Source organism: Spirochaeta lutea (assembly GCF_000758165.1).
In the GTDB taxonomy this organism is placed as follows: domain Bacteria; phylum Spirochaetota; class Spirochaetia; order DSM-27196; family Salinispiraceae; genus Spirochaeta_D; species Spirochaeta_D lutea.
Map to the genome: position 1 here is coordinate 308,104 of NZ_JNUP01000065.1, position 25,385 is coordinate 333,488.

The window sequence follows — 25,385 nt, forward strand, 5'->3', positions numbered from 1 at the left end:
GAAAAACCCTGGGAGCCGATTGTAAAACGGGGTTTTGCAAGAACCTTCTATGCTTGTATTTTTAGCGCCTTCCATGCACTATAGAGATATATTCAGGAATAAGGAATTGAACTCATGCCATTAAATTGCGGTATCGTCGGCCTTCCGAATGTGGGAAAGTCGACTATTTTTTCTGCCTTAACCTCCGCACCTGCGGAGAGTGCCAACTACCCCTTCTGCACCATCGATCCCAATGTGGGAATCGTGAATGTGCCCGACCCCCGACTTCAGAGCATCGCCGAGCATATACCCACCGAGAAGATTATTCCCGCGGTGGTGGAATTTGTTGATATCGCCGGTCTGGTGAAGGGAGCCAGCAAGGGAGAGGGTCTGGGTAATAAGTTTCTCAGCCATATCCGGGAGGTGGGGGTCATCGTCCATGTAGTCCGCTGCTTTGAGAATCCCGATATTGTACATGTGGACAACCGGATCGACCCTGCTGGGGATATTGAGACTATCAATATCGAGCTGGCCCTGGCTGATCTTGAGACGGTGGAGAAGCGTCTGGTCCGGATTGAGAAGGATTCCCGGGCGAGCAAGGAGGCTGCCAAGAAGGCTTCTGCGCTGGCTCCTATTCTTGAGCAGTGTAAGGCCCTGCTTCAGGAGGGCCGTCCTGCCAGGGCCTTGGAGTTGGATGATGAACAGGAGGAGCTCCTGCGGGATCTACACCTCATTACCCGGAAGAAGATGCTCTATGTATGCAATGTGGACGAGGCCAGTATCGGCACTGAGAATGAGTACGTGGCAACCGTACGGTCCATCGCCCAGGCTGAAGGGGCCGGGGTGGTGGTTCTTTCCGGTCAGATTGAGAAGGAGATCGCAGCTCTGGAGGATCCCGAGGAGCGTCAGGCCTTCCTGGAGGATGCCGGGCTTACCGAAAGCGGTCTGAGCAGCCTTATCCATGAGGGATATCGGCTTTTGGGTCTGCGCACCTATTTTACTGCCGGACCTAAGGAGGTACGTGCCTGGACCTTCCATGAGGGCGACAAAGCTCCCCAGGCGGCGGGGGTTATTCATACTGATTTTGAAAAGGGATTCATCCGGGCTGAGACCTACTCCTTCGATGATCTGGTAGCCTATAAAAGCGAGCAGAAGGTGCGTGAGGCCGGCAAACTCCGTCAGGAGGGTAAAGAATACCTCGTGAAGGACGGAGATATTATGCATTTCAAATTTAACCTGTAAGGGAGCCTGATTGTGCCAACCCCTAGAATTCTCATCGTGGAGGATGAGGGTATTATCGCCCGGAACATAGAGCGCCATCTGGAACGCCTGGGATATGGTATTACCGGTATCTGCGGGGATGCGGATTCGGCCCAGGCTATGTTGTCCCAGGAGCGTCCCGATCTTGTGCTCATGGATGTTCAGTTGGAGGGTGATTTGGACGGGGTCGGGCTTGCCGACATTATCCGCCGAGACCTGGATATTCCGGTAATCTACCTAACCGGGTACCTGGATGATGCCACCCTGGAACGGGCTAAAATCACCCAGCCCTTCGGGTACATCGCCAAACCCTTTACCCGGCGGGAGCTCCAGGTAACCATTGAAATAGCCTTGTACAAATACCGCATGGAGCGTACCTTGTCGGACCGGGAGCTGCAGATCCAGGAACTCTTGGATACCATGCAGCAGGGATTCTGTTTATTGGACGGGGAACACCGCATTATTTCGGCAAATAGGAAGCTGGCAGAGCTCATGGGTCTGGCCTCAGATGCCCTTCAGGGCCGGGATCTTTTTACCCTGATCCATCCCGAAGACCATGAGACCCTTCGCAGTGCTTTGAGCGGCCAGGATGCCCAAGGCGAGCGGCCCCGGAGAATCCGGATTCTCAGCTCGGCCCAGGGGGTTGTTCCCCTGATTCTCATTGCCAAGGTGTTGGGTTCCATCCAGGTGCCCCGGGGCAGCTTCATAAGCCTTACCGAGATTCCCCGGGAAGACTAGTCCCCACCCATGCCGGGGCCTGTCAGTCGAGATTTTGATTCACTCTGCAAAGCAGGAAAGCCCCCGCCCATGCCCGGTACCACGGCAAAACCTAGTTTTGCAAGCCTCCCCCCTATGCTACAATAGGGGCATGTCATTCAACTATGTTGCCCTACCGATTCCGTCCCGCAGCGAGCTTGAGGAACGCTACAACGGCTACGCCGATGCCTGGGAACGGGCCCTTTTTGAGATTCACCGCCGCATCCGGTCCCAGCTCATGGATCTTGGCCTTCGGGCTACGGTCAAATACCGGGTGAAGGAGTTCCAGAGTTATTACAAGAAGCTCCTCCGCCGAGGCGCACCCCTGGGGCTGGAAAACGGCCAGAACGGAGTGAATGGCCACAGTGAGGAGGGGGGGAGCGGTGCAGCGCCGGAATGTGTTCCCGTTACCGACCTGCTGGGAATTCGGATTGTTTGTCCCTTTATGGAGGATCTTACCACGGTGGAGCAAATCCTTGCCCAGGAATACCGGGTGGTGGAGCGGGAGCAGAAGGGGGCCGAGTTCTCCTTTAAGGAGTTCGGGTACGAATCTACCCACTACCTCTTGAATATCCCGGGAGACGTGGTGGACAGCTTCCATATTGACGCCGATCTTGTGTTTGAGGTACAGCTGCGGACCATCCTGCAGGATGCATGGGCCGAGGTGGAGCATGAGCTGGTGTATAAGAGCGAGTTTACCCCCTTCGATGATCCTATGCGCCGGAAGCTTGCCGCCCTGAACGCAAACCTGAGCCTGGCGGATATTATTTTTCACGAAATCCGGGTCTTTCAGCGTGAACTGCAGCAGCAGATCCGCCAGAGGCGTTCGGCGTTTTCGACGTTCCTGAGTGATGAGTTCTCCAGCACCCCCGACCCTTCCCAGGGGTCGGCTGTCCGGGAGGCTTTAGGGGATTCCGCTGCCCCCAACCCCGAGGTGGCCCCTCCCGCCGGTGATGGCGCCGCCCCCGGGGATGAACCCGAGGGGGGGATAGATATCATCCAACAAACCACCGGCGCGGCGAATACCACGGATTCCTTGCTGCTCAAGGCCCTCTATGCCCATAACAGGAGTGATTACCCCAGAGCGGTGGAATTGTACTCCAAGATTCTGGATTCTGAGCCCCGGTCGGCGGTCTACTTTGTGGTGGTGCTTCACCGGGGAATGGCGTATTTCGCCCTGGGGGATTATGCCGCGGCGCTCCAGGATTTTGAACGGTCCCTGGGCTCCAAGGGTGACCTCCGGCGTTCTTACCACTACCGGGGGTTGGCTCACCGGCAATTGGGGGACGACGGGGCTGCTCTGGAGGATTTCTGTCGGTCCCTGGAGCTGGACCCCTTTCAATACGAGGTGCTGATGAGCCGGGCGCAGGTGTACCATCGAACGGGGGACCTCGCCGGAGCGCTCAAGGACTGTGATGCAGCCCTGTCGCTGGAGCCCGATTCCAGCGAGGCCCGGCGATTTCATAGCCTGCTGACCCAAGAACTAGGAATGTGAGGACCCTTCCATGACACAACTATTTGCCAGTGACAACTCCGCCCCGGCACACCCGGCCCTGCTTTCAGCCCTGGCCGCCATGCCCCAGGACCATGCCTACTCCTACGGCGCAGATTCCCATACCCACGGGGCCTCTGGCCTGTTCGCCGAGATATTCGGCGTTTCTCCCGGGGATGTTCAGATCCTCTACACTGCCAACGGAACCGGCGCCAATGTTATCGGATTATCCAGCTTTCTGGCTCCCTGGGAGGGGGTGATCGCCACCCATGAAAGCCATATCACCGAGGATGAATGCGGGGCCCTGGAGGGCCTGCGGGGGATCAAGATCTACCACCGGGAGGGTGGGGATGGCAAACTTACCCCCGAGGATTGCCGCGTCTTCCGGGCTTATCAGGCCAACATCCACCGGAACCGCCCAGGAGCGGTGTCCATTACCCAATCCACCGAGCTCGGGACAGTTTATAGCCCCGGGGAAATCCGGGCGATAGGCGAGGCCGCCCGGGAGCAGGAAATGATCCTCCATGTTGACGGCGCCAGGCTGGCAAATGCGGTGGCCTATCAGCTCCGATGTGAGCGGCCGGGCCTAGAGCCCGGGCAGGACGGCTTTTTAGCTCGGGGCCGGGAGATACTCCGGCAGATGACCGTGGATGCCGGGGTGTCGGTGGTCAGTCTCGGTCTGAGTAAGAACGGCGGCATGATCGGGGAGGTCCTTGTGGTCTTCAGCAGGAATCTGCCGGAGCGGTATGCCTCCCGGGTAACCCGGACCAAGGGGGGTGGGGAGCTGATGCGCAGTCAAAAGCAGGCCATGCAGCTCATCAGCAAAACCCGATACATTGCCTGTCAGGCTGAGACCTTGTTCCGGGACGGCTTGTGGTTGGAGAATGCCTGGCGGGCTAATCAAGCGGCTCGTCGTTTAGGCCAGGGGATTGAGGAGCTGAGCCGAAGCTATCCGCAGTGGGGCGGCGGGGTCGAGTATCCGGTTCAGGCGAACGGGGTTTGGGCCGTTCTGCCCGAGGCGTGGATAGAACCATTGCGTAGGGACTTCGGATTTTATGTTTGGGACGAGCAGCGCCGGGTGGTGCGGCTGATGTGTAGCTGGGATACCGAATCGGGGCTGATCGATGCATTTCTTTCAGCCCTGGGCGAACGGGCAGCCCGGGGATAACGGGGCTGCCGGCCGGGGCTGCCTGGTTGGGTACCGGTCTGTGGGGATCAGTCCCTAATCCCAGAGTTCATCCGGGCGGCGTTCGGGGATGGCCTCTGTTTTTTTGCCGGTAGCGGCGAATTCCAGGCTTAGGAAGAGGCCGCAGTAGCAGTGGCCGTATTCCGCCTGGTCGGCCAGGTTGTAGCTGCAGGGGCAGGTAATGTCTCGGTCATGCTGCCGGTCACCATCTCCGTCCCTGCAGGGGCAGAGGAAAAAACCGTATCGGTTGTAGTTGGTCTGCAGCCCCTCTTCGATCTTTCGTCGGAATTCCTCGTCCGGATTGGGAACCCAGCCTTGTTTTGCACTTACCCGTTCAACAAAGGTGCGGATCTGTGAAAGGCTCTTTTGTTTCGGCATTCGAATCCCCCCTATTCCTAGGCTTCACCGTCTTCCGAGAGAAATTCCTTCCATTTTTCCTCCACAAAGCCTGAGATGTGAACTGAATCGTTCTTCACCAGGAGGGGGAAAACCGGAATGCTCCCGAATTGGGCCTTCAGCTCGGCTTTCATGGCGCGTTTTTCGTTGATGTCGATTTGATCCATGAAGATGTACTCGTACTGATAGCCCTGGTCCTTGAGAAAGTTCATGGCCCGTTCGCAGAAGGCGCAGGTGGAGAGGGCGTAGACCCGTAAGTTCCCGGCGTTTTTTGGACCGGGTACGGTGCTGTAGTCGGCTTTATCGATGTACCGCATCTGGTTCCTCCTCGTAGGGCTGACCGTGTTGTTCCTGGTAGTCTGAGTAGCTGGCCAGCTGCTCTTCCAATTCCTCCAGGCGGGTGCGGAGACTCGCCAGAGTTTTTTCTATTCGGCGTTTTTCCTGTTCCAATTTCTTGACCGGGTCTACTTGTTTTTCAGGCTCCCGGGTTTTCAGGGCTTGTTTTACCTGATCGGGGGTTTGCCCGGCTTGAAATGCCTCGATGGCGTCTATTCTGGCCTGGGTGTTTCTGATGCCCGCCAGGGTTTTCATATTGTCGTACCCCAGATCCGGGGGAAGGTCCATGGCCTTCATCTTCATAAGGGTGGCAGCGGTTTGTTTGGGCATCCGGAGTACCCGTTCGATGAAGTCCTCAAATCGGGCGTTGTGTTTACGGCAGAGCTTTTCCGCCTCCATGAGGGCATGGCCGAAATCCTTCATGAGTTCACCGTTGATGCGTACAAACTGATCCCGGATCCGCTGGGCAAGCTCCAGGAGTTCCGGGGTTTGGCTGACGGTATTGGCGTATATGCCAACCTCCTCAGCCTTGGATAGGAGCTCATGAAAGATGCTGCGGAATTCCACGGTATGGGCGCGGTTGGATACCGGTGTTGGGCTGCGGGTAAAATGTACGTGGTGGGCGAACTCATGGACGGCGGTGTACATGAGGCTGTTATCGTCTTCAAAGTTTTTGTTATGGATGATGATTTCCCGGCTTTCCGGATGGTACAAGCCGTTTACCTTTTTGCTGGTTTTTCCAGAGAAAATCACTGAGAACTCCTCCACGTCTTGGTCGAGCTGGAGCAGTTTTTCTTTTACCTGATCTTGATTCATGCCTCCATGATACTGATTTCTGCCCGGGATGTACAAGGAACTTTAGTAATCCTTCCCGGGGATTCCCCGAGGATTATGGTGGCCGAGGCGTGAACCTTGGTATACACTGGAAATGTATGATGGAGTATAACGAATATTACCTATTGCCCCGGGAGGATAGATGGCTGCTGAAGACCCCCGGGGTGATCAAGCCGTTAAAGACGTTTCAGGATCTATCCGCTGCCCGGGAGTTTGCCCGTCGCCTTGAGCAGAATCAGGAGGCCCGGGTACGGGTACAGCTTCAGACGGGTGAATGGAAGGGGTTAGCGCATGTCTAAATGGGCTCTTGTGACCGGTGCTTCCAGCGGGCTGGGTGTAGAGTTCGCCCGCCAGTTGGCGTGTAGGGGCTATAATTTGGTATTGGCTGCCAGGAGGGAGGAGACCCTCACCCAGGTAGCCAACGAGTTATTGGCAGACCCGGGAAATCCCGGGAATCTGGAAATCAGGGTGTTTCCCGTGGACCTACAGGATGCATCGGGGGTACATCGATTGTACGAGTTCTGTAAGGCCAAGGGGATCGCTATCTCAGTTCTGGTCAACAATGCCGGGTTCGGTGATCACGGGTACTTCCAGTCCGGGGATGAGAAAAAGTTTTCTGATATGATCGACCTGAATTGCCGGAGCCTCACTTCCCTGATCCATGTCTTCCTGCCGGATTTAATCGAACAGGGTAAGGCCACCGGAGACGGCGCTCCCGGCATTTCCCGGATACTCAATGTCGCCAGTGTGGCGGCCTTTCAGCCCGGACCCTTTATGGCGGTGTATTATGCTACCAAAGCCTTTGTTCTTTCCTTGACCGAGGCTCTGTGGAAGGAGTTCCGTATTGCAGGATTTCCTGTTACCGCCACAGCCCTCTGTCCCGGTCCGGTGAAGACCGGATTCCAGCAGACGGCGGGACTTCGCGAGGGCAGCTTCGCCAACAATGCCCGAATTCCCGGCCCCCGGGAGGTGGCAGCCTTCGGTCTCAAAAAGACCTTTAAGGGGCGGCGGGTTGCAACCCACGGACTGATGTTCAAAATAAGCCGGGGGCTTCTTAGAATCCTTCCCCAGCGTGCTGTTCTCTCCACCGTAGCCCGACTGCAGGCGGCCCGGCTGAATTCCTGAGGGTCCTGAATTCTCTTCTCCCACTCTGTTCCCCCCTCCCCCCCTACCGGAACTTAGGACTTGTATGTCTCCGGGGGGTCCCAGGGCCTAAAAGCTAAGGTCTTTCCTCAGGATTGACAAAGCCATGCCTGTGGATACAATACCATGATAACGAATCCCCCATTTTTTGAAGGAGAATTACATGTCTAAAATGAAGTTAGAGCCCGGAGTAATCACGGGAAAAAAGCTTCAGGAAGTATTTGCTTACTGTAAAGAAACCAAATGTGCCCTGCCTGCGGTAAATGTCGTAGGATCAAATTCCATCGCAGCGGCCCTTCAGGCTGCCCGGGAGGCCAATGCTCCCGTCATTATCCAGTTTTCCAACGGCGGTGCCCAGTTTAACGCCGGTAAGAAGGCCCCCAACGGTAACCTTGAAGCCTGCATCGCCGGCGCAGTAGCCGGTGCGTACAGCATCCGCCGTCTGGCAAAACTCTACGGTGTACCGGTGATTCTTCACACCGACCATGCTGCAAAAAAACTGCTCCCCTGGATTGACGGACTGCTTTCTGAGAATGAAGAGTACTACAAGCAGTTCGGAGAGCCCCTGTTCTCCAGCCACATGCTCGACCTTTCAGAGGAACCCATTGAGGAAAACCTGGAAATTTCTAAGAAGTTCCTGGAGCGGATGAATAAGATTGATATGACCCTGGAAATTGAGCTGGGGGTTACCGGCGGTGAAGAAGACGGTGTGGATAACTCCGATGTTGATTCCAGCCGGCTCTATACCCAGCCTGAAGAGGTTCTCCAGGCCTATGATGCCCTGAAGCCTGTAGGAAAGTTCACTGTCGCTGCAGCCTTCGGAAATACCCACGGCGTTTACAAGCCTGGAAACGTGAAGCTGCGCCCCGAAATCCTTAAAAACAGCCAGGATTTCATCCAGAAAGAGCGTGGTACCGATGAGAAGCCGGTTGACTTTGTGTTCCACGGCGGTTCCGGTTCAAGCCGCGAGGAAATCCGTGAAGCGGTTGGTTACGGAGCTGTGAAGTTTAATATTGATACCGACACTCAGTGGGCCTTCACCAAGCCCATCAAGGACTACATGGACAAGAACGATGCCTATCTGCACAGTCAGATCGGTAACCCCGACGGGGATGACAAGCCGAATAAGAAGTACATCGACCCCCGGGCCTGGTTGCACGAAGGTGAGAAAGGTATGACTGCTCGACTGGTAGCAGCCTTTGAAGACCTGAATGCCAAGGACCAGTTCGAATTCTAAGAACTGGGTAGGTAGTCTATGAGCCCTGGGTTGTTCCTTCGAAGGACCCGGGGCTTTTTTTATTGAGCAACCCCTTCGGTGGTGCGCAAAAGGCTGTAAGATCGCCCATGGGCCACACTACCCTTGGGGCCTGGTCGCCGGTAACACCGCTATAATCGGTGTCTGTTACAACCCGTCGCGCACTACGCAAGAAATTCTACCCTGACCCTGTAGTGTGGGCGACCAGCCGGGGGCTACTCCTCAGAGTTCAGGGGAAAGGATAGCTCAAAGCGGGTGCCGTGGTTCCCGGTGAACCGGTAGCTGCCCGCAAGCTGGCGGGTTAGGCTGGTTACCAGGCGCATCCCCATGCCCTGGCGTCTGCCCTGGACGACCTCCTCGGGTATACCGACTCCGGTGTCGGAGTATTCCACCTGGCAGGATGCGTCTTCCTGGCGAATGGATAGGGATATGTCCTTGGGGCCCGAGTGATCCTCAGGGAAGGCGTATTTTAGGCTGTTGGTCATGATCTCGTTGAGGATGAGGGCCAGGGGGATCATGGCGTCAATGGGCAGTCTGAGGTCTTGAATATTCCGTTTGAGTTGCAGTTCCTTATTTTTTAAGGGGTAGGAAAACAGGATGTTCTCCATGAGGGCCTCTAGGTATCCCCTGAGCTGGATTCCCCCAAGATCGTCATTCTGGTAGAGCTCACGGTGGATGAGGGCCATACTGGTTATCCTGTCCTTGGTATCCGAGAGGAACTGTTGAATCTGCCGGTCCTCAACATCCATGAGCTGGAGTTCTAGGAGGGAGCTGATCATCTGGAAGTTATTTTTAACCCGGTGATGGATTTCCCGGAGGAGAATCTCCCGTTCCTTAATCGCCCGGGCGAGTTCAATTTCCGTCCGCTTACGGCGATCCACATTGATGACCACACCGATTACCCGGAGGGGTTTCCCCGCGGAACTCCGGGATACCACCTGGCCCTTGTCCCAGAACCAGATATACGAGCCGTCTTTACAGCGAATCCGGTATTCCACCTCGTATAGGCCGGTTTTTCCTTCCAGGTGGTTCCGCATGGCTTCCATGGTCCGGTCGTAATCCTCGGGATGTACCAGTTCCAGGAAGGAGTCTAATGTCCGGGGAAATGTCTCCGGGTTGTACCCCAGCATGGATACCTTGTTGTCGGCGAAGTTGACCTGGCTGCTGGGAATATCCCAGTCCCACCAAGCGAGGTCGCCGCCCCAGAGCGCCAGCTCAAGGCGCTCCCGGCTTGCTCCGAGTTCCTGCTCCCGTTCTTCCAGGCGGGTATTGCTCAGGCGCAGCTCGGTATAGGCTACCTGAAGTTCCTCATTGGAGGATTGGAGTTCTTCGTTGCTGGTTTCTAATTCCTCGTTGGAGCTTTGAAGTTCCTCGTTGGTTGATTGCAGCTCCTCGTTCAGGGACTGGAGTTCTTCATTGCTGGTTTCGAGTTCCTCGATGTAGTTTTGCAGGTCTTCCCGGGCGCTGTCGAGTTCTAATTGCAGGGCTGCTACCTGGGTATTGTCCTGAATTGTCCCATCCCCTGGGGTGTCCGAGGGCCGGGCATCAGAATCACCCCCAAGATCGAGAAGATCCAGGATTTCAAAGATGATGATGTACAAATCCTGATGAATGCTGGAGTAGAGCAGGGGTGCGACGGTGATACGCAACCGGGAGGTGTGGGGGAGGTCCTGGAAGGTCCTGAAGGCTGAGCGCCGGGGTTTGCGCTCCTCCACGGCGTGGCCGAGGAGATTGCGGACCTCGAGGTTGAGGGCGGGATGGACGAGATTGGTGATGTTGCCATCCAGTAACCCCGGCCGGAGTCCCAGGAAGGGGCTGGTATCGCCCTGGAGTTCCAGAACCTGGCCTTGGTTATTGATGACAGCGTAGGGATGTTCAAACCCGGTGAAGAGGGTTTCTTTTACCATGTCGCTGATGCTCTGCTTCGGACCCTTGGGACGCGAGGGTTCGTAGCCCGTCTTTCGACGGTAGCTGGGGTGGGGTGCCGGGACGAGTTTTTCCCCGGTGCGCCGGGAGAATATCCGGTGCCGGGGGTGGACGGGGTTGAATAGATCGGTGAAGGGGCCGATGGTTTCGGATTTACCGAGAAACAGCAGTCCCGGGTTGTTCAGGGCGTAGTGGAATACCGGCAGGACATGGTGCTGCAGCTCCGAGGTGAAATAAATAAGCAGATTGCGGCAGCTAATGAGATCCAGCCGGAGGAAGGGCGGATTTTCCGTAAGGTCGTGCCGGGAGAACAGGACCAGTTGGCGGATGTTCTTGTTGATGGTGTAGCCCTGGCCGTCCTGGGTGAAGTAGGTGTCAAGGAGATCCTGGGGGACCTCGATGAGGGCTTCGGGGGAGTAATGGCCCTTCCGGGCGCTGTCGATAGCCTTGGTGTCCAGGTCGGTGGCGAAAATTTGGATGGAGGGGGGCGAATCCATGGCTGATGCGAGGTCTTTGGCAATGATTGCCAGGGTGTAGGCTTCCTCGCCGGTGGAACAGCCGGGAACCCAGACACGCAGGGTGCTTCCCTTGGGCTTCTGCTCCATGAGTTTGCGAAGCTCATCCTTCAGGGTTAGGAACGCCTCCGCATCCCGGAAAAAGTGGGTAACCCCGATAAGCAGGGTCTGAAAAAGGATGTCCAGCTCTCCGGGGTTGGTATCGATAAACTCAAGATACTGGGTAAGGGTCGGGAGTTTGAGGGTGGTGAGACGTTTGTGGATGCGTCGAAGGATGGTGGTTTGCTTATAATCCTGGAAATGTACACCCCGGTGGGTCCCCAGGATTTCCAGGAGGGTTTGCAGGTCTTCTTTTTTAGTACCCAGTGCCTCCCGGGTGACCTCCTGGGGGTCATCCAAATAGATCAGCAGTTCGGGTAAAATTCTATCCGGGGGGAGCACGGCATCCACCAGGCCCACCGAAAGGGCAGCCTGGGGCATCCCGTCGTACTTGGCTGTTATCGGATCCTGGATAATAACAAGTCCGCCTTCCCGTTTAATATCCTGGCATCCCTTTGATCCGTCCCGTCCGGTTCCCGAGAGGACTATTCCTGCAGCATATTCCTGGCAGTCTGCTGCCAGGGAATGGAAGAGGATATCTACACTGGGTTTCGGGCCGGTCTGAGATATGGGTTTCTGAAGGTGAATGACTCCGGCTTTTACGAGTATATTTGTGTCCGGGGGGGTAATGTACACCACATCGGCCCGAAGGGTTTCGCCGTGTTTGGCTTCCTGGACTGTCAGAGGACAGACCCGGGCAAGAAGTTCGGTGAGCATGCTCTTGTGGGTGGGGCTGAGGTGCTGGGCAACAATAAAACTGGCATTGGTTGGTTTCCGGGGTAGAGCGCCCAGGAGTTCCTGTAGGGCCTCCAAACCCCCGGCGGATGATCCTATGCCTACCGTGAACCTGGGTGTACTCATAGCCTTATTGTAGGTCATGGGGTTGGTGGTGGCAAACCCTATTTTCCGGGTATACTTAGGGGTATCGGTGACGGGTAGCTCCCCGTTTTCCAAAATTGCGAAACAATTTTGGAAAACGGGGCGGCGGGCAAGTCCGCCAGCTGTCCTGGGTTGCTTCCCAACTACGGACAACTGGCGGGTATCCACAATGTCTCGGTCAAGCCTGGGGCTTGCCCAGGCCGCTGCGGATACCTGCCAGCCCCGGTATCTGGCGTACCGTACAGCCTTGTGCACACAACCTAGGGCAAGGAAGATCATGGTGGTATAGAGGGAGGAGACAGGGGATGAATGATCTTCAGTACCGTTTAGATAATTCCGCAAAAATCTGGCCGGCTCTTCTCTCGCCGCGATACACCACCTGGTTCCGCTTATTTGCTGTTTTTACCGAGCCGGTACTGTATGAGGCAGCCAGAGGTGCGGTTTCTAAGGCCTTTAATGATCATCCCTACCTTGCTGTGAGGCTGAAACCCGGATTGTTCTGGTACCATCTGGCGCCCCTTAAGCATCCCGTGGATCTGCAACCCGACAATAGTCCACCCTGCATGACCTATGAGGGATCCAGGAAAACCGGTCCCCTGGTTCGGGTGTATGCCTACCGGAAAACCCTGGCTGTCGAAGCCAGCCACATGGTAACCGACGGTACCGGTCTAAAGGTGTTCTTCACCACCCTCCTGGCCGAGTACACCCGGCTCCGCCGGGAACTCCTCGCGGCCGGACCGGAGGTCCGGGAATCCCTTGTGCAACACTGCACCAAGCCCCTGCCCATTCCCGATCCGACCCATCACCGTCCAGAAACCTGGGAAGACAGCTATGTGACCCACGGTATTGTGGATCCCCCGGGCGCCCGGCACCGGTCCATGCCGAAACCCGATGTCCCAAGCAAGGCCCTGCATTTTCCCCTGGCTCTGCTTCCCCGGGGCCAGTATCGGATATCACTAATCCGGTACAGCGCCGCGGCAATCCGGGGCCGGGCAAAACAGTACGGCATCAGCGTAGGCGAATACCTTGAATCCCTGGTTATGCTAGGCTTCCAGCGGGCAGCCCGGGAAGCGGAGCAGTGGCCGGGGATGCTGCCCGGGAGGAGCCGCCTCTCCAGGCCGATTCGGTTTCTGATTCCCGTGGATTTACGGAGGCTCTATAATTCCCGGACCATGCGGAACTTTTTCATCGGACTGCCTGTGGAGATTGACCCCAGGCTCGGGGATTTTACCCTGGAAGAGATCATCCGCCGGGTGCACCATGCCCAACGGGCGGAGCTGGATGCCAAGTACCTGCGTAAGCAACTCGCCCGGAACGCCCGGAGTCAGCAATCCCTGATGCTGCGACTGGTGCCCCTCTGGCTCAAGGATATTGTGCTCCGAATGGTATACCGAAGCATCGGTGATGTTCGGTACACCGGAAGCTTCAGTAATCTTGGCCGGGTTAGTGAAACCGTACCCGGTCTGGCCTGGGTGGGATTCGTGCCGCCCCCCAGTCCGGTGAATCCTATTAATGTGACGGCTATTACCTACGGGGATGAGCTCTGTCTGGGGTTTGGGAAGATGACCCGGGTGGGCAGGATTGAGCATCAGGTAGTCCGGGCCTTTGCCGAGCAGGGGCTGAGGGGCCGTCTGATGACGAATTTTGAGGGATCGACCCTCTGGGGAGGTTTACAATGAACGCCGGACCGGAACACGACCGAGATAGCCATCACACAAGAAGCGAGGGTGATTATTCTGAATCCCTCCAAAGGACGAAGGAGCAAGAAAGACCCCTCGGCATCCGAGGATGCGGCAACTGCGGTATTCAGATTTTACAGCCCGGAGAATTCTGCCCCCTATGCGGCGGGCCGTTGGAGGACACGTCAGAGGATGTGAACGCTCCCCTTCAGTCTCCCCGGGAACCCCTCAGGGAAGACCGGGTTTTTCCCAATCCCTCGGGCCAGCAGGATTTTTCCCTGGGACGGAGTCTGGTCTCCCGTATCCCCTACGCCCTGGTGGTTTGGGGAATCTTGCTCATCCCTGCCCTGGTGGTGCTGATCATCGACGGACAGATGACCGGGATGTGGTCCTGGTCCCGGTACGTCCATTTGTCCCTGGGGTTCTTAGCCCTGGGGGTGGGAGGCTCAATCTTGGCAGGTTCCAGGGCTTGGGTTCATATTGTAGTCTGGTATGCCGCGTGTACCGGGTTTGTCCTGCTTTTAGACGGCTTAACACCCCTTCACGGATGGGCCCGGGGGATTGCCGTGCCGGTAATCTCCATGGCGTTTGCCGGTATCGGCCTACTATCCATCCTGGTACGGGCCCTCCATCCCGGGGGGCTTGGGGTACTCAGCGGGTTATCCGTCATCCTTAGTCTGTTTTGCATCGGGGTTGAGCTCCAGCTCTATCTCTACTTTCAGCTCGCCGCCGCCCTGGTCTGGTCTCCCATCGTTGCTGCGGTGCTGCTCCCCCTGGGGCTGATCCTGGGGATAATCCGACGGTTGATGCATAATAGTTCCCGGGTACAGCGGTTCTTCCACTGGTGACGGGCTCTTCTCGGGGCTGCCCTTCTCTAGGAGCGGATTTGGGGTGATGGTACTGCTGGAATCTCCCTAACCCCGGGGTGCTCCTCCGGATCCTGGCCCCTCTAGGCAGTCAGATGATTTGCCAGCTCGACGGTATGCTGGGAATCCCGGGCCAGGCCATCGGCTCCCAGGGTCTTCCAGAGGTCGGGATCCAGGGCAAAGGCCCGACCGCCCAGGATAATCCGGGGACAATCGTCTCCCCGGAGGTGGGAGCGGAGAAAACCGATAATATTGGCTGTGCTGTCGATATGGTGGGGCATGGTAACACTTATTCCCAGCACATGGGGGTTGTAGGAATGGATTGCCTTCAGGGTTTCCTGGGAGGGCAGGTAGGTTCCCAGGAAAAATGTATCCCAGCCGTCCATGTACAAGAAGTCAGAGGCCATTTGCAATCCGATATCGTGGAGTTCTCCGCTGGCCGCCATGGCAAGGAAGCGCCGGTTTTTTTTAGGGGCCTGATTAACCCTGGTCCGCAGGTTGGCCATAATATTCCGGATCGTCTGACTCGCCAGATGTTCGGTATACACATCCACCTGGCCCTGTTCCCAGAGATCTCCGATCCTATGCAGTACCGGTTCCAGGATATGGCGGTAGGTTAATTCGATGGTCTGTCTATCCTGGGCGAATTGCAGGACCCCGTCGGCCCCCTCCTGGGGTTGCCCGTGGATAATGGAACTCAGGAGCAGCTCCGAGAGTCGTTGGGAGTGCAGTTCCTCCGATTCCTTTAGGGGCCTATCAGGTTCCCGGCTCAACCGGGCGCTATCGTCCCTACCGCCCGGATAGATCCGGGGGATGGTCTCGGTGGCGGGGTACGGGGGCGTGGGGTTCATGTTCCTGCCCAGGAGATAGTCCAGGCTCACAGAAAAATAGTCGGCGATTTTTACCAGCATCTCGCTGTCGGGAAATCTGGCGCCCTGTTCGTAGTTGGCCACTGTGGTTTGCCCGATCCCGAGAACATCTCCCAGTTCGCGTTGGGTGAGACCCTTCTTCTTCCGTAGATTACGCAGATTTTCTGAAAATATAGTCATCGGTTACTGTTCCCTATTCCTCAGGGACAAAATAACACATAATGTTGTTATAGTATAGCAGCACATCACCCTTCATCACAAAGTGAGTTGTATGTTGCGGTTTTACCGGTCATATTCTATAGTGACCACAGGAGTTGCTCAATGCAGGTGTTTGGAAATAAGCTCTCACAACGTGCTGTGCGTAGTGCCCGACGGAAGGCAGCCCGGATGGCAAGGCGGTACGGCTACACTTCCGACGACCGTGTAAACATCATGGAGGGGCAGCCCAAGGCCCAGCCTCCCCTCTTGGGAATTCATCCTCTTGTTCCTGCGCCGGGGGTTACCGAACCCCTGAAAATCGACAAGGGGATTGTCCTGGGAACCATCCGCATGGGATTCGGCCATTACCGTATGGCCCTGGCCCTGGCCTCTGCAGCCCACTCCCGGGGCCTGATACCCTATTGGCTTGACTTTTTGTCCTTTCCTGAGAGCCCGGTTTCAAAGATCATCGACTATCTGGACGGTCTCTACCGCTTCGGATCGAGATTGAGCCAGCGCTGGCCGCTTTTTAATAACCTGGTTTGGGAGCGTCTGACCTCGGAATTCGGCCGACCCATAACGGGCACCGCCCGGTATCTGGCCCTGGCTGAGATTCTGGCCCAGGTACCCAAGGGACTGTCCCCTGATACTCCCTACGTGGCAACCCATCCCTGGACAGCCCAGGCTGCAGTCGCTGCCGGACTCACCAATGTCGTGAATATTGTCCCTGACAACATGCCCCTGGCCTTCCATCTGGCTGAGGGAGCAGTACACACCGTTCAAACCGCCTCAGGCTTCTTGGGGTACAGGACCCTCCGAGAGATGGGCATTACCAGGAATGAGGTGATGAAACCTATGTCCCAAGGAAATATCGTGTACACCGGCCACTACGTAGACCACGAGCTGGTGGCAAACCTAGAAGGAGATTGCGCACGCCGTCTTGACCGTATCCATTCCGGGGCACCCCGGCGGGTTCTCATGACCATAGGCGGGGCCGGAGCACAACTGTCCAAGTTTACCGCCATCATACGCCATCTGCGTAGACGCATCCTGGACCGGAGCGTAACGGTGCTGGTAAATCTGGGGGACCACTACAGTCGATGGGCGGAGCTTAAACAAAATCTCACCCGGATGCGGCTTCCCTTTCAACTCTGGGATGATGATTGGGCGGGGTTCCAGGACTTCGTCGCCCGGCTTCAGAGCGAGACCCTCGGGGGCATTTTTGTAATTTTGCACCGGGATACCTTTCCGGCGGTGTATTCCACCAATCTTTTAATGCGGGAAAGCGATGTACTAATTACAAAACCATCGGAGCTGTCCTTCTACCCGGTTCCGAAGCTCTTTATTCAGCGGGTAGGCAAGCATGAGGCCATGGGCGCTATTCATAGCTCGGAGATCGGTGACGGATCCCTGGAGACCAGCAGGATGCCTCATGTGCTACAAATTCTCGATGTGCTGCTTGACGATACGGATCTACTATCCCTCTACATCGACCGTCTTTTGGGGAATAAAAAAGCGGGAGTGTACGACGGCGCTTACCGCGCTATTGATCTGGTTCTATCCCGGCGGCAGTGAGGCGGTTCCGACTCCGCCCATGACAGGAGGTCCTGCCAAGGACGCCGTGTCCCGGGTAGGCCGGATAATCAATTCTGAGGGGATTTTAAAGGGATTAGGAAGCTGGAGACCCCAGGTAGCGCTGTAACGCATCCTGCACGGCTTGGATCTGGACGGGTTTTATGAGCACCTCGTTCATCCCTGCTTCCAGACAGAGGCTGCGGTCTTCCTCGGAGGAGTGGGCCGTTAAGGCCAGGATGGGGGTGGTGACCCCCTGGGCGCGAAGCTCCCGTGCGGCTTCAAGTCCGTCTTTCTCAGGCATACTCAGATCCATGAGGATGATCCCTACCTCTTCGCCCCGGCGCTCATATACCCGGATGGCCTCCTCCCCGGTCTGAGCCTCCAGGGCTGAAAACCCGGCGCGTTCAACTATCTTTACTAAGAACATTCTGTTAATTGCTTCATCCTCGGCGATGAGGACCAACTGAGGTGTTTTCATTCTACAAGTGTAATCATTTTCCCTGGTATGTGCTATTGTCCACGGATATGTCAGATCTACTCGCAACAATTCAGAAACGGATGGCCCGGTCGGTTAAGGAGTATGACATGATTCATCCGGGCGATCGGGTTCTATTGGCGGTATCCGGGGGTAAGGACTCCATGACCATGGCTCGGGTCTTCCCACTGCTTCGAAGGGGACTCGGTATAGATTTTGAGTTCGCGGCCCTCCATGTGCGGTCGGACTTCGCCCAGTCGGTGGATCTTTCGGCCATGAAGGGGTTCCTGGATGACTGGGGGGTGCCCTGGGAGATCATTGAGGTGGGGGTACAGAAGCGGTTAAAACCCGGTCAGAAGATGAACTGCTACTGGTGTTCCACCCAGCGCCGGACTGAACTGCTCAAGTATGCTAGAGCGAAGGGGTACAACAAGATAGCCTTGGGTCACCACATGGACGACATACTAGAGACCTTTCTCATGAACATGATGCTCAAAGGTGAGCTCTCTACCATGATGCCGGTGTTACCCTACGAGCAGTATCCCCAAACCGTCATCCGGCCCATGAGTCTGCTCTCCGAAGAGGAGATAATTGCCTTCGCAGACTGGTCGGGAATCCGGAAATACGCCTGCACCTGCGGGTACGATACCCAGAGCCGTCGCAGGGATGTACGCCGGGTACTGGATACCATGGAGGAGGAATTCGGCAGGGATGTAAAGCGGAAAATGTTCCAGGCCATGGGAAACCCGGTTCTATCCTACCTGCCGGTTCCACAAAAAAATCCCGCCGGTTAGGGCGGGATCGGGCAGCTCCTGAAGGCCGAAGGGGCTTTGATGAACCCCAGGCTATTCTGCGGAGATGGAAATCTTCTTCGGTAGAGCCTTTTCCTGTTTGGGCAGCTCCAGGATCAGTAAGCCATGGGCGAACCGTGCCTGAACCTTGGCCTGATCAACATCCTTGGGAAGCACGAAGCTCCGGTTTATTTCGGCGCGGTTCCGCTCCCGCAAGAGGTAGCGCTCCGCCGGCTTAGTCTGCTCTTGCTGTTCGGTTTCTCCGGCATTGGAATCACCAGAACCCTTGGAAGACTGACTCAGATGCAACACCCCGTCCTCCAGGGTTATATCGATGTCCTCCTGGGTCAGACCGGGCAGCTCCGCCTCGAGGATGTACCCCGCTTCGTTCTCCCGAATGTCCACCGAGGGATGCCGGGTCGTCAGGGAACCCACGCGCCCGAAGCTGTGGCTGTTATCGAACATGCTATCCAGAATGCGGTCCATTTCGTTGAAGATGGATGCCGGCTTGCGGTTGGTAATGACAATATTTCTCATGGTTGTCCTCCTAAAAAATCTTGTGCCCATAGTATTGCAAACGCCGTGCCAACTTTGCTTTCATTTTTATTATGGTGATTCGAATGCGTTACGCCTCAGGGGCTTTTCTTTCTAACCCTTAATAATGTAAGGAAATAGCGGTTCCTGTCCGGGGGTATTTCGTCGGTTCGGATCCGGGGTTTTCCGGTACCGGGTCGTGGGCAAATCTCCACCACACCCGTCCGGGGTGGGGTTTTTCGCCGCCTTGGACCAGGGGAGGGTATGGGAATGGGTCAAAACGGCCCACTCTGCCGGGGTGCTGTCGAATTATGGGTCCTTTCCGGGCTAGGTTATTCCAGATCCCCATAATCTTCGTCCGGGGTGGCACAGGGAAAGTCTATTCGGAAGGTGGTGCCTGATTCCGGAGAGGAGCTGCAGTCGATGGTTCCCCGGAGTTCCCGGGTGACCAGGCGGTGGACGATGTTCATGCCCAGTCCGCATGCTCCGTCCTTACCTCGGGAGGTGAAGAAGGGGCGGTAGAGGTGTTTCAGCTGTACCGGATGGATCCCCTGACCGTCGTCCCGGTAGGTTAGGACGACCCGGTGCGGGGCCGGGGGTTCTTCCCCATGATCCGGGGAGGTCTGGCCGGAGCTGGGGCCGGAGCTGGAGCTTGAGTTGGAGCCGGAGGAGCCGCTGCTTGGTCCTGTGAGGACGGCGTCTACCAGCACCCTGCCGGTGCGGCCCGGGGGGTAGGCGTGTTTCACGCTGTTGGACAGCAGATTGTACAGAATTTCCTGGACAATTCCCGGGCGGGTGAGGCAGGTAAGATCCTCGGGGATGGTGTTTTCCAGCACCACCCCCTTCCGGGAGAATTCGTCAGCCAGGGATTGGAAGGCGGTGTCCAGGGCACCCCGGAGGGAGACGGGCATTTTGGGGCTATTCAGGTGCTCACTCGTTATACTCCGGAAGGTCTGAATGGTTTCCACCGCCCTTTCGAGGTTTTGTCCTATGGTTTTAGCGGTTTCCAGGGTGGTTTTGAGGTAGTCCTCCAGTTGGTGTTTTCCCAGGGTTCCCGAGGCCAGGGCCTGTTGGAGCTGCTTTGTTTCATCCTCAATGAAGCTTAAAGCGGTAATCCCGATGCCGATGGGGGTATTAACCTCATGACTCAGGGATCCTGTTAGGCTGTTAAGGTAGGCGATGCGGGCGTGAAGCAGATCATCCGGCGGACGGGAGGAGGTATCCATACAGGAAGTATACCATCCATGTCCCGGGAATGCAGTGAGGATTTTGTAGTGCGCAAAAGGTTGTAACTTTTCACCCTTGCAACACCATCCCTGGGTAGGTTCCCGGGCTGTGCCGCTATATCTGGCGTAGTTTACAACCTTCTGCGCACTACGTGGGGAATTTTAGATGCCCTGTACCTCGACTTTGCTGAGCTGGTAATTTGATCCGCAGAAATGGCAGTTTAATTCCAGGGGGAAGGGGCCGTTTTGACGCAGATCCTCCTTATCTTCCTTGGGCAGGTTTCTCAGGTGTCCCACGAACCGGTCCTTGCTGCAGTGGCATTGGAAATCCACACTTCGGGGATCCAGGTGCTGAATACCGAAATCCTGAAACCAGAAATCCACATACTCCATGGCACCCTGGCCGTGGGCGATTTCCGAACCCAGGGATGGAAGCAGCATCATCTGACTTTCGATGCGCCGTACCACATCCTCATCAGCTCCCGGCATGGTTTGGAGGAGAAGTCCACCGGCACCGATGACCTTCCCTTGGTCGTCGAACCGGATACTCAAATGAAATCCCGAGGGGGTCTGCTCACTGACGGTGAAGTACTGAGCCAGGTCCTGGGCAATATTCCCGTGTTCCAGTTCTATGGTGCTGGTGAAGGGCTGTTTTCCCCCCTCAAGTATCCGGGTAACCGCCAGTGTCCCGGCTCCGAAGAATTCTGAGTAGTCGTTGCTCTCCACCGGCCGGGTAACAGGAATGGATTCGTTTTTCAGGTACCCCCGGACCTCTCCGAAGGCGTTGGCCTCCACCACCAGACCCTGAACCGGGCCGTCGCAGTCTATCCGCAGACTGATGGTATCCTGGCCCTTGTGCTGGCTGGTAACTAGGAGGGCCCCCATGTATGCGTGCCCGAGGATCAGGGTTTCCAGGATGCCGAGGTTATGGTTCGCCCGCATCTGGCGGATGAGCAGGGTTGCATCCACCGCGGCGCCCCGGACGGTATTATTTCCCAGAAGGAACCGGTGCATCCGTGAAGCGCTGTAGGCGCGGATGTGGTCTTCTGTGCTGAGGTCTTCTATTGGTTTTTTAATCATGCCTAGGAGTTTGCCCGGTGGCCAGGGCTTTGTCAATTCTGGTACACTGGGGGTACTATGGCAAAGAGTATAATTTCCGATATGGACGGGGTGATTTACCGGGGGGGTACCCTCATTGACGGTGCGAATGAGTTCGTCCAGCGTTTATTAACCAGCGGTATTCCCTTTTTGTTTCTGACCAATCTCAGCGAACAAACCCCCCTGGACTTGGTTCGAAAACTGGAGCGCCGGGGCATCCACGGCCTGGAGGAACACCATTTTATTACTGCAGGCATGGCCACCGCTATGTTCCTCAAGCAGCAGCGCCCGGGAGCCACCGTCTTTGCCATCGGGGGGGGCGGGCTTATGAACGAGCTGTACAACGCGGGATTTTCTATTTCCGAGCATAACCCCGAGTACGTGGTGGTGGGAAAGACAGAGTCCTTCAATTTCGAACAAATGAAGAAGGCCGTGCAGTTCATCTCCCGGGGCGCCAAGTTCATCGGCACCAACCCGGATGTTATTGATCCTACCGATGACGGCATTGAGCCTGCCTGCGGGGCCCTGTTGGCCGGCATTGAATCCGCCACGGGCCGCCGGCCCTACATTGTCGGTAAACCGAACTCCCTGATGATGACCCTGGCTACCAAAAAACTCGGGGTTCATCCCGATGATACGGTCATGATCGGTGACCGCATGGATACGGATATTGTCGGCGGTATGGAGGCGGGTATGCGTACCTGTCTGGTTCTCAGCGGGGTTACCCGGCGGGAAGATATTTCGGCCTATCCCTACCGCCCGGATTACATTATGGACTCCGTGGCGGATATCGACCCCCTGGAGCTTTGAACAATGGGACGCCCGAGGGTTTTGGTTATGGTGATTCTCATGTCCCTGGCAAGTTTGGGGGCGTGGGGGCAGACCGTTGCCGGGGAGGTTGTCCTAGTGGTGGAGGTGGATCCCCGGGTGCTGCAAGGCGGCCCGGTGCTCTTGAATCTGGCCCTCCAGGACCGCAGAGAATTTGATGATGCCCGGATTACACCCCGCTACAGTAGATCCGTTGAAATCACCCCGGAATCCCTGGGAGAGGCACCCCTGGAGCTGGTGTTTACCGGTGTTGAAGCCGGGGAGTTTGTGGTCAGCGGGTATATAGATACCAACCGGGACGGCAGGTTAACCATGGGGCTGTTCGGACCCACCGAGCCCTGGGGTATGGCAGGGTTACGCCGGCCGCTGTTGGCTCGGCCCCGGTTCGACTCATTGAAACTCTCACTGCCGCGGGATGTTTCCTCGGATAACAATAAAATTTTACTAAAAATCAAGTAAAATTTATTGCAAAACAATAAATACAATGATACTGTTCTCCTCAGGGGGCTGCTGCGGGCCGATGGACTGCAGAGGCTCCTGACAATTTACTGAGGAGGATGAACATGAAAGAAATGAAAAACAGCTCCCTGCTGACATGGCTGAACGGCGCCCTGGGGGTAATGGTGTGGGTATTGGTCTTCGGCCTGGTCGTGCTCAGCGTCATGCTGGTATTGGGACTGCTGGGTGTCGGTGCCGGAACAGCCCACATGGAATGGTCCGCCATGGGTCTTCGTCTTGAGGTGCCAGGGGCGGAGTTCGACGGTCTGTTTTTTACGGTGTCTTCGGGAATGGGCATCGGGATGGCGGTATTCGGATTGTTGATCCTACTTCGGTGCCGGAGTATTATCCGGAGGGTCATCCAAGGAACCCCCTTTCACCCGGACCAGGGCAGGGATATGCGCTGGATCGCTTGGCTGATTCTGGCATCCGAGGCCTTCCAAACAGCAGCCCAGGTTTTTGTGGCCTCCCGGATCGGATCGGTGCTGCAGGCGGCAGCCGGCCCAGCCATAACAGCGGATGCAACGGTGAGTCTGCGTCCCGAGGTTATCTTTCTGGGGCTGATAATACTGGTTCTTGCCCAGATCTTTTCCTACGGTTCCGCCATGGAAGAAGAACAGCGCTACACGGTGTAGAGGGGGCGGCATGATCGAGATGCGACTTGACGTCATGATGGCTGAGCGCAGGGTCAAACTGATTGACCTTGCCCAGCAGATTGGGCTGACCAATGCGAACCTGTCGATACTGAAAACCGGGAAGGCCCGGGCCATCCGGCTTGAGACCCTGGATGCCCTCTGTAAGGCTCTGGACTGCCAGCCCGGGGATCTGCTCCGGTACGTGGAGGATGCCGGGGAAGATGAGTAGTCGGGGTCAGATCCGATATAATCGGTACCATCTGACCGGGGCCCTGATGTGACGCACCCTTCCGGGCTGGGGTTACTTGGCTTAAAATGCGGCTGTTCGTGCTAACAAGCAGATGCACCCATCCGGGCTGGGGTTACTCCCGGATTTCCTGGAGGATGCGCTCCATGGTCCGGCGGTTTTGCTGACCGATTTCTTCCACGGTGGAGGCTTGGTTGAATACCCCGCCGGTGTGCTCCTCAATTTGTTGAAAGTGGGTTTTTACGGCACCAACATGATCGGCCATGGCGGCAAAGCCGGCCCGGTTCTGCCCCAAGGCTTCCTCCATAGTCTCCAGGGCGCTGGTTACCTGGGATGAGAGGGCCTGGAGGGTGTCAACCTGCTCGGTGATGCCCTGGGAGAAGGTGTTGGTTTCCCGGGCGTCGTTGAGGACTTGTTCGAAGGCGGTTTTTACCCCGCTAATGTTCTGGATGATCTGATCAAAGAGGGTTTTGAGAACGGCGGCTGCTTCACCTGTTTCTTGGATTTGCAGGGAGGTTTCTTTGAGATTCTCCCGGATACGGCCGGAGTTCTGATTCGTTTCACCGGCCAGGGTGCGTATTTCCGACGCAACCACGGCAAAGCCTCTGCCGGAATCTCCGGCGTGGGCGGCCTCAATGGCAGCGTTCATGGCTAGGAGGTTGGTTCGTTCGGCTATGTCCTCGATCACCTGGATTACCTGGAGCATCTGGGCGCTTCCCTGGGATATCCGGGTAAAACGGTTCATGGTGGTATCCAGCTGGTGCTGGCCCTCCTGGGCGCTGGTGATCAGCTGGGATAAGATGGTGTTCTGCTGTTCAGCGGCCTTCTGGACCTGGGTGATTCGGGCGGAGATCTCCTGAACACCCCGGGAGACCTGGGTTATTCCCGAATTCTGGGATGCTATTTCCTGCTTCATCTGAGATTCTGCCTGGACGAGGTGGTTCTCCGTTTCACCCAGTTGAAGCGAGACGGCCCCCAAAGAGGAGACCTGGGAGTTCATTTCTTCCAGGGATTGGTTGAATCCGTCTACAGTTTGAAGGGTGCGGTGGGCGGATTCGAGCAGCCGATCACCGATGTCTGCGCCGTCCCCGATGTCCTTTAATATTTGGTTCAGTTTATCATTCTTTTTTGCGGTTTCCTGCTGGTTATGTTCCAGCTCATCAATGCTGGTGTGCTGGGTTTTAAAGAGCTGGTAGGCGAAGTATCCGGTTAGACCCATAAGGAGGGCGATGACCCCGGCATCGAAGAGCAGCTGGCTCCTGATTTGGGGTTGATCCTGGAAGAGGGGGGCATACCGGACTAGGGCCACGGTCATGACCATGGTGATGGAGTAGATGACCGTCGCCCAAATCTGCCATGTTGCGAAGGCAAGCATGGGAACGGTGAGGAAGGTCGAGAGGAGGTACATCCCCAGGGAGTAGATACTCTTGGGGTTTCCATCGAAGGGTCGTAGGAAATACAGGGTTGTTGCGGCGGCTATGAAAATCACCATAACTACAATACTGGCAACCCGGAAGCTGCCCCGGAGAATTTGTAGATTCACCACCACCAATAACAGGGTTACCCCGAATTCCCCCAGGGCGACGCCGATCTCGCCTTCGATGGCTCTAAGCAGCCCCAGAAGCAGAAAGCCCACGGCTAGGATGATATTGATCCAGAAGAGGCTCTGGGCCTTCCGTTGGATGAGGGTTGTTTCGCCGTTGTATTTGGCGGCGAGGGTGCTTTGGATAGACATACCAAAAGTTTAGGATAAATTTCCCCCGGATACAAAGCCGGAATAGAAAAAATGATTTACCCCTGGGGCGGGAAG

At 56.4% G+C, this 25,385-nt stretch carries 25 protein-coding genes; 15 read left to right on the forward strand and 10 right to left on the reverse strand.

Features of this window, described 5'->3' with window-relative positions:
- Positions 1 to 114: 114 nt before the first annotated feature.
- The 4 genes from ychF (at position 115) to DC28_RS10470 (ending at position 4,655) form a co-directional block, all read left to right on the forward strand.
- The gene (gene ychF / locus DC28_RS10455; protein WP_037548169.1) at positions 115 to 1,221 is read left to right on the forward strand and encodes a redox-regulated ATPase YchF; all 1,107 of its coding nucleotides are present in this window, start codon (positions 115 to 117) and stop codon (positions 1,219 to 1,221) included.
- A gap of 12 nt (positions 1,222 to 1,233) precedes the next feature.
- Positions 1,234 to 1,977 (forward strand): response regulator, encoded by a 744-nt coding sequence (locus DC28_RS10460; RefSeq protein ID WP_052078761.1) that lies wholly within the window; start codon positions 1,234 to 1,236, stop codon positions 1,975 to 1,977.
- 130 nt (positions 1,978 to 2,107) lie between these two features.
- Complete coding sequence (locus DC28_RS10465; protein ID WP_037548170.1) at positions 2,108 to 3,490, forward strand: tetratricopeptide repeat protein; 1,383 nt, start codon at positions 2,108 to 2,110, stop codon at positions 3,488 to 3,490.
- Between the two features lie 10 nt (positions 3,491 to 3,500).
- On the forward strand, positions 3,501 to 4,655 hold the full coding sequence (locus DC28_RS10470; RefSeq protein ID WP_052078762.1) for a threonine aldolase family protein: 1,155 nt from the start codon (positions 3,501 to 3,503) through the stop codon (positions 4,653 to 4,655).
- 54 nt (positions 4,656 to 4,709) lie between these two features.
- On the opposite strand, the gene DC28_RS10475 is transcribed toward DC28_RS10470, so the two are convergent.
- Genes DC28_RS10475 through DC28_RS10485 form a run of 3 tightly spaced genes read right to left on the reverse strand, consistent with a single transcriptional unit; the run spans position 4,710 to position 6,221 of the window.
- Positions 4,710 to 5,051 carry a ferredoxin-thioredoxin reductase catalytic domain-containing protein gene (locus DC28_RS10475; RefSeq protein WP_037548172.1) on the reverse strand — a complete coding sequence of 114 codons (342 nt, stop codon included), beginning with the start codon at positions 5,049 to 5,051 and terminating at the stop codon, positions 4,710 to 4,712.
- Positions 5,052 to 5,068: 17 nt separating this feature from the next.
- Positions 5,069 to 5,386: a glutaredoxin family protein gene (locus DC28_RS10480; RefSeq protein WP_037548173.1), complete on the reverse strand. Its 318-nt coding sequence runs from the start codon at positions 5,384 to 5,386 to the stop codon at positions 5,069 to 5,071.
- Positions 5,370 to 6,221, reverse strand: coding sequence for a hypothetical protein (locus DC28_RS10485; protein WP_193382280.1), 852 nt, complete (start codon positions 6,219 to 6,221; stop codon positions 5,370 to 5,372). The genes DC28_RS10480 and DC28_RS10485 overlap by 17 nt, the downstream gene beginning before the upstream one ends.
- A 116-nt stretch (positions 6,222 to 6,337) precedes the next feature.
- On the opposite strand from DC28_RS10485, the gene DC28_RS10490 reads away from it, so the two are divergent.
- The 3 genes from DC28_RS10490 (at position 6,338) to fbaA (ending at position 8,619) form a co-directional block, all read left to right on the forward strand.
- Positions 6,338 to 6,538 (forward strand): hypothetical protein, encoded by a 201-nt coding sequence (locus tag DC28_RS10490; RefSeq protein WP_156104657.1) that lies wholly within the window; start codon positions 6,338 to 6,340, stop codon positions 6,536 to 6,538.
- Positions 6,531 to 7,364, forward strand: a complete 834-nt coding sequence (locus DC28_RS10495) for an SDR family NAD(P)-dependent oxidoreductase (RefSeq protein ID WP_037548176.1) — start codon at positions 6,531 to 6,533, stop codon at positions 7,362 to 7,364. Before DC28_RS10490 ends, DC28_RS10495 begins: the two co-directional genes overlap by 8 nt.
- Before the next feature lie 190 nt (positions 7,365 to 7,554).
- Complete coding sequence (gene fbaA / locus DC28_RS10500) at positions 7,555 to 8,619, forward strand: class II fructose-bisphosphate aldolase (protein WP_408020234.1); 1,065 nt, start codon at positions 7,555 to 7,557, stop codon at positions 8,617 to 8,619.
- A gap of 233 nt (positions 8,620 to 8,852) precedes the next feature.
- On the opposite strand, the gene DC28_RS10505 is transcribed toward fbaA, so the two are convergent.
- Positions 8,853 to 12,038 carry a chemotaxis protein CheB gene (locus DC28_RS10505; RefSeq protein ID WP_162180224.1) on the reverse strand — a complete coding sequence of 1,062 codons (3,186 nt, stop codon included), beginning with the start codon at positions 12,036 to 12,038 and terminating at the stop codon, positions 8,853 to 8,855.
- Between the two features lie 323 nt (positions 12,039 to 12,361).
- Between DC28_RS10505 and DC28_RS10510 the strand changes: the two genes are divergently transcribed.
- Both DC28_RS10510 and DC28_RS10515 read left to right on the forward strand, forming a co-directional pair.
- Entirely contained in the window at positions 12,362 to 13,735 is a 1,374-nt protein-coding gene (locus tag DC28_RS10510) for a hypothetical protein (protein ID WP_037548184.1), read from the forward strand.
- A complete protein-coding gene (locus tag DC28_RS10515) occupies positions 13,732 to 14,583 on the forward strand; it encodes a hypothetical protein (RefSeq protein ID WP_037548186.1) in 852 nt (283 codons plus the stop codon). Before DC28_RS10510 ends, DC28_RS10515 begins: the two co-directional genes overlap by 4 nt.
- Positions 14,584 to 14,684: 101 nt before the next feature.
- Here the strand turns inward: DC28_RS10515 and DC28_RS15665 are convergent, their stop codons facing one another.
- Positions 14,685 to 15,650, reverse strand: a complete 966-nt coding sequence (locus DC28_RS15665; RefSeq protein ID WP_052078763.1) for a helix-turn-helix domain-containing protein — start codon at positions 15,648 to 15,650, stop codon at positions 14,685 to 14,687.
- 141 nt (positions 15,651 to 15,791) lie between these two features.
- On the opposite strand from DC28_RS15665, the gene DC28_RS10525 reads away from it, so the two are divergent.
- Entirely contained in the window at positions 15,792 to 17,243 is a 1,452-nt protein-coding gene (locus tag DC28_RS10525; protein ID WP_037548188.1) for a DUF6938 domain-containing protein, read from the forward strand.
- A 94-nt stretch (positions 17,244 to 17,337) separates the two neighbouring features.
- Here DC28_RS10525 and DC28_RS10530 read toward each other — a convergent pair whose 3' ends face one another.
- Positions 17,338 to 17,721, reverse strand: a complete 384-nt coding sequence (locus DC28_RS10530; protein ID WP_037548190.1) for a response regulator — start codon at positions 17,719 to 17,721, stop codon at positions 17,338 to 17,340.
- A 47-nt stretch (positions 17,722 to 17,768) separates the two neighbouring features.
- Here DC28_RS10530 and DC28_RS10535 point away from each other — a divergent pair, with 47 nt between their 5' ends.
- Positions 17,769 to 18,512, forward strand: a complete 744-nt coding sequence (locus DC28_RS10535) for a tRNA 2-thiocytidine biosynthesis TtcA family protein (RefSeq protein WP_037548460.1) — start codon at positions 17,769 to 17,771, stop codon at positions 18,510 to 18,512.
- A 51-nt stretch (positions 18,513 to 18,563) separates the two neighbouring features.
- On the opposite strand, the gene DC28_RS10540 is transcribed toward DC28_RS10535, so the two are convergent.
- The 3 genes from DC28_RS10540 to DC28_RS10555 all read right to left on the reverse strand — a co-directional run bounded on the left by DC28_RS10540 (position 18,564) and on the right by DC28_RS10555 (position 21,349).
- On the reverse strand, positions 18,564 to 19,046 hold the full coding sequence (locus DC28_RS10540; protein WP_052078764.1) for an Hsp20/alpha crystallin family protein: 483 nt from the start codon (positions 19,044 to 19,046) through the stop codon (positions 18,564 to 18,566).
- A 329-nt stretch (positions 19,047 to 19,375) separates the two neighbouring features.
- Positions 19,376 to 20,269 (reverse strand): sensor histidine kinase, encoded by an 894-nt coding sequence (locus DC28_RS15675; RefSeq protein ID WP_052078766.1) that lies wholly within the window; start codon positions 20,267 to 20,269, stop codon positions 19,376 to 19,378.
- Positions 20,270 to 20,431: 162 nt separating this feature from the next.
- Positions 20,432 to 21,349, reverse strand: a complete 918-nt coding sequence (locus tag DC28_RS10555) for an Hsp33 family molecular chaperone HslO (RefSeq protein WP_037548198.1) — start codon at positions 21,347 to 21,349, stop codon at positions 20,432 to 20,434.
- A gap of 57 nt (positions 21,350 to 21,406) precedes the next feature.
- On the opposite strand from DC28_RS10555, the gene DC28_RS10560 reads away from it, so the two are divergent.
- From DC28_RS10560 to DC28_RS10575, 4 genes are all read left to right on the forward strand, one after another.
- Entirely contained in the window at positions 21,407 to 22,177 is a 771-nt protein-coding gene (locus tag DC28_RS10560) for an HAD-IIA family hydrolase (protein ID WP_037548201.1), read from the forward strand.
- 3 nt (positions 22,178 to 22,180) lie between these two features.
- On the forward strand, positions 22,181 to 22,654 hold the full coding sequence (locus DC28_RS10565) for a DUF2141 domain-containing protein (RefSeq protein WP_081942133.1): 474 nt from the start codon (positions 22,181 to 22,183) through the stop codon (positions 22,652 to 22,654).
- Between the two features lie 104 nt (positions 22,655 to 22,758).
- Entirely contained in the window at positions 22,759 to 23,328 is a 570-nt protein-coding gene (locus tag DC28_RS10570; RefSeq protein WP_037548207.1) for a DUF2975 domain-containing protein, read from the forward strand.
- Positions 23,329 to 23,338: 10 nt separating this feature from the next.
- Entirely contained in the window at positions 23,339 to 23,557 is a 219-nt protein-coding gene (locus DC28_RS10575; protein WP_037548210.1) for a helix-turn-helix domain-containing protein, read from the forward strand.
- Between the two features lie 133 nt (positions 23,558 to 23,690).
- Here DC28_RS10575 and DC28_RS10580 read toward each other — a convergent pair whose 3' ends face one another.
- On the reverse strand, positions 23,691 to 25,310 hold the full coding sequence (locus DC28_RS10580) for a methyl-accepting chemotaxis protein (RefSeq protein ID WP_037548213.1): 1,620 nt from the start codon (positions 25,308 to 25,310) through the stop codon (positions 23,691 to 23,693).
- Between the last annotated feature and the right edge of the window lie 75 nt (positions 25,311 to 25,385).

Coding starts and splice junctions, on each gene's coding strand:
- ychF (WP_037548169.1), top strand. CDS start 115: ATGCCATTAAATTGCGGTATCGTCGGCCTTCCGAATGTGGGAAAGTCG.
- DC28_RS10465 (WP_037548170.1), top strand. CDS start 2,108: ATGTCATTCAACTATGTTGCCCTACCGATTCCGTCCCGCAGCGAGCTT.
- DC28_RS10470 (WP_052078762.1), top strand. CDS start 3,501: ATGACACAACTATTTGCCAGTGACAACTCCGCCCCGGCACACCCGGCC.
- DC28_RS10475 (WP_037548172.1), bottom strand. CDS start 5,051: ATGCCGAAACAAAAGAGCCTTTCACAGATCCGCACCTTTGTTGAACGG.
- DC28_RS10480 (WP_037548173.1), bottom strand. CDS start 5,386: ATGCGGTACATCGATAAAGCCGACTACAGCACCGTACCCGGTCCAAAA.
- DC28_RS10485 (WP_193382280.1), bottom strand. CDS start 6,221: ATGAATCAAGATCAGGTAAAAGAAAAACTGCTCCAGCTCGACCAAGAC.
- DC28_RS10490 (WP_156104657.1), top strand. CDS start 6,338: ATGATGGAGTATAACGAATATTACCTATTGCCCCGGGAGGATAGATGG.
- DC28_RS10495 (WP_037548176.1), top strand. CDS start 6,531: ATGTCTAAATGGGCTCTTGTGACCGGTGCTTCCAGCGGGCTGGGTGTA.
- fbaA (WP_408020234.1), top strand. CDS start 7,555: ATGAAGTTAGAGCCCGGAGTAATCACGGGAAAAAAGCTTCAGGAAGTA.
- DC28_RS10505 (WP_162180224.1), bottom strand. CDS start 12,038: ATGAGTACACCCAGGTTCACGGTAGGCATAGGATCATCCGCCGGGGGT.
- DC28_RS10510 (WP_037548184.1), top strand. CDS start 12,362: ATGAATGATCTTCAGTACCGTTTAGATAATTCCGCAAAAATCTGGCCG.
- DC28_RS10515 (WP_037548186.1), top strand. CDS start 13,732: ATGAACGCCGGACCGGAACACGACCGAGATAGCCATCACACAAGAAGC.
- DC28_RS15665 (WP_052078763.1), bottom strand. CDS start 15,650: ATGACTATATTTTCAGAAAATCTGCGTAATCTACGGAAGAAGAAGGGT.
- DC28_RS10525 (WP_037548188.1), top strand. CDS start 15,792: ATGCAGGTGTTTGGAAATAAGCTCTCACAACGTGCTGTGCGTAGTGCC.
- DC28_RS10530 (WP_037548190.1), bottom strand. CDS start 17,721: ATGAAAACACCTCAGTTGGTCCTCATCGCCGAGGATGAAGCAATTAAC.
- DC28_RS10535 (WP_037548460.1), top strand. CDS start 17,769: ATGTCAGATCTACTCGCAACAATTCAGAAACGGATGGCCCGGTCGGTT.
- DC28_RS10540 (WP_052078764.1), bottom strand. CDS start 19,046: ATGAGAAATATTGTCATTACCAACCGCAAGCCGGCATCCATCTTCAAC.
- DC28_RS15675 (WP_052078766.1), bottom strand. CDS start 20,269: ATGGATACCTCCTCCCGTCCGCCGGATGATCTGCTTCACGCCCGCATC.
- DC28_RS10555 (WP_037548198.1), bottom strand. CDS start 21,349: ATGATTAAAAAACCAATAGAAGACCTCAGCACAGAAGACCACATCCGC.
- DC28_RS10560 (WP_037548201.1), top strand. CDS start 21,407: ATGGCAAAGAGTATAATTTCCGATATGGACGGGGTGATTTACCGGGGG.
- DC28_RS10565 (WP_081942133.1), top strand. CDS start 22,181: ATGGGACGCCCGAGGGTTTTGGTTATGGTGATTCTCATGTCCCTGGCA.
- DC28_RS10570 (WP_037548207.1), top strand. CDS start 22,759: ATGAAAGAAATGAAAAACAGCTCCCTGCTGACATGGCTGAACGGCGCC.
- DC28_RS10575 (WP_037548210.1), top strand. CDS start 23,339: ATGATCGAGATGCGACTTGACGTCATGATGGCTGAGCGCAGGGTCAAA.
- DC28_RS10580 (WP_037548213.1), bottom strand. CDS start 25,310: ATGTCTATCCAAAGCACCCTCGCCGCCAAATACAACGGCGAAACAACC.